Below are 2,684 nucleotides of genomic sequence, written 5' to 3'. Positions count from 1 at the left end.
CCCGCCACGGGCAGCGCCACGGCAAGGGTCACCAGGCCCGCGATGAACGGCGCGGCCATGCCCTGCACGGCGTCGACGTAGGCCAGGCGGCGGCGGACGAACGAACGGGTCTGGATGTATCCGAACGCCGCGGCGGCCACGGCGATGGCAAGCGTGATCATGGTGTTTCTCCGGGTCGCTCTCGGTGGATGCCGCGCGCATCAGTGCGGCGCCCCGATGCATACGGGCGCCCATCGCCGCGAGTTTCAGCGGATGCGCATCCGCATCGGATTCCCATCCCCGGACGGGCGCCGCGCGTTGCAGCGGGCGGAGTCGCGGAGCATATTCCGTGGACGCAGCACGCCGCATCTCCCCCATCCGCCCCGCCCGCATGATCGAAGTCCAGGAGCTCACCAAGCGCTACGAGGGCCGCACGGCCGTGGACCGGCTCACCTTTACCGTCCGCGGCGGCGAGATCCTGGGGCTGGTGGGGCCCAACGGGGCGGGAAAGACCACCACCCTGCGCGCCCTGGCCGGCATCCATCCGCCCACCTCGGGCACCGTGCGCATTGCCGGGCACGACGTGGAGCGCGACGCCATCGCCGCCAAGCGCCTGCTGGCGCTCATCCCCGACGAGCCGCAGCTGTTCGCCAGCCTAACGGTGTGGGAGCACATGGACTTCACGGCGCGCGTGTACGGCGTGCGCGACTGGCAGCCCGCGGCGGAACGGCTGCTGACGGAGCTGGAGCTGCTGGACCGCCGCGACAGCATGGCCGACGAGCTGTCCAAGGGGATGCGGCAAAAGGTGGCCGTGGCCAGCGCGCTGCTGCACGAGCCGCAGGCCCTGCTGCTGGACGAGCCGCTGACGGGGCTGGACCCGCGCGGTATCCGCACGCTGTACGACGCCCTGCGCCGGCGCGCGGCGGCGGGCGCGGCCGTCATGCTCTCGTCGCACCTGCTGGGACAGATCGAGGGCCTGTGCACGTCGTTCCTCATCGTGCGCCAGGGACAGCTGCTCTTTCACGGCAGCCGCGACGCGCTGCGGGACCGCTACGCCGACGAGGTGGGCGCCGGCGCGTCGCTGGAGGACATCTTCTTTCACGTGACGGAGGGACACGCGTCCGACGCCGCGCCGTCGGCGGACCCGCGGGCGGAGGCCGTGGCGTGAACCCCGGGCTGCGGTTCCTGCTGCGGGCGTCCGTACGCGGCTTCTTTCGGCGGACGGGACGGCGGATGCGCACGCTGCGCGGCTTTGTCTCCACCGTCTTTGGCGTGCTGCTGTTCGTGGTGCTCATCGGCACGCAGGTGATGGCGGTGCTGATGGACCGCACCCCGTCGCGCGACCACGGCGGCACCGTGATGATGGTCTCCGTGGCGCTGATGGTGCTGCTGGTGCCGTCGCTGCTGGCCGCCGACGCGCCGTTCTTCTGGCCGCACGAGGTGCAGTTCCTGTTTCCCGCGCCCCTCACGCGACGCGAGCTGCTGCTGTACCAGGTGGTGCGCAGCGGATGGGTGCAGGCGCTCAGCGGGCTGTGGGTGGGGCTGATGGGCATGCGCGCGGCCATCCATCCCCTGGCGTCGCTGGCCACGGGCGTGCTGGCGATGACCTACCTGTTCGTCCTCACGAGCCTGGTGGGCCTGGCCAAGCTGGCCCTGGGCGACCGCCTGCCGCCCCGCGCGCGCACCGTGGCCAGGCCCGTGCTGGCGCTGGGGGCCGTCGCGGCGGCCTTCGCCTTCTACCGGCGCACGCAGGCCGTGGGCCTGGGCGACGCCGTGGGCGAGGCGTTCGCCAGCACGTGGATGCGCGTGGTCACGCTGCCCACGCGCCCCCTGGGCGAGGCCTTTGCCGCGCGCACCTGGGGCGAGGCGCTGGCGTGGATGGCGGCCTGCGCGGGGCTCATCGGCATCACGGCGGCGGCGACGCTGGCCATGGACGTGGACTTTCGCGAGCGGTCGCTGGTGTCCAGCGCCAGGCGGTTCGAGCGGCTGCGGCGAATGCGGGCCAGCCGCGCGGGCTTTGGCGCGGCGGCGCCGGCGCGGCGGCGCCTGCGGGTGCCCGCGTTCGGCTTCCTGGGGCCCGCGGCACCCCTGGCGCGGCGGCAGGTGTACGAGCTGGGGCGGGGCCTGCGGACGCTGTGGAGCCTGCTGTTCACGGCCGTGCTGGCGTTCTTCTACGTGATCGTCATGCCCAGCGTGATGAACGACGCCATGGGCCGGCTGGGGATCACGCTGGTGGTGCTCGTCATCGTCTTTCCCCTGCTGGCCAGCGGCGGGTTCGCCATCGACTTTCGCCGCGATCTGGAGCGGATGGCGTACCTGCGCTCGCTCCCCGTGCGCCCCCTGGCCGTGGCCGTGGGCCAGGTGTTCACCTCCGCGGCCATCATCGCCCTCGTGAACGTGGCGCTGCTGGTGGGCGCGGCGGCCCTGGCGGACTGGCGCGTGCGGCCGGAGTTCGCCATCCTGGCCGCCGTGGGCGCCATCCCCGTCGCGTGGCTGGCGGTAACGCTGGAGAACTGGCTCTTCCTGCTCTTTCCCACGCGCACGCAGGCGGACGGCGGCCAGCAGAACGCCTTCATGGGCAAGCAGATCGTCAAGCTGCTGTTCAAGCTGATCGTGCTGGGGCTGGTGGCCCTCGCGGCCGCCGGCGTGGCCGTGCTGGGCAGCTGGCTGGGCGGCTCCCTGGCCGCCGCCGCCGGCGTGGTGCT

General features: G+C 72.9%; 2 protein-coding genes. Both read left to right on the top strand.

Annotated features, from left to right (window positions below):
- The first annotated feature begins 328 nt into the window (after positions 1 to 328).
- A complete protein-coding gene (locus VFZ20_RS22100) occupies positions 329 to 1,147 on the top strand; it encodes an ABC transporter ATP-binding protein (protein ID WP_329686119.1) in 819 nt (272 codons plus the stop codon).
- Positions 1,144 to 2,684: putative ABC exporter domain-containing protein (locus tag VFZ20_RS22095; RefSeq protein WP_329686118.1), on the top strand; the 1,541-nt coding region annotated here is incomplete at its 3' end. The genes VFZ20_RS22100 and VFZ20_RS22095, both read left to right, overlap by 4 nt.

The organism is Longimicrobium sp., assembly GCF_036280135.1.
Lineage (GTDB): Bacteria > Gemmatimonadota > Gemmatimonadetes > Longimicrobiales > Longimicrobiaceae > Longimicrobium.
Note: the sequence above shows the minus strand (reverse complement) of the source record. Positions and strands in the feature narration are given on the sequence as shown.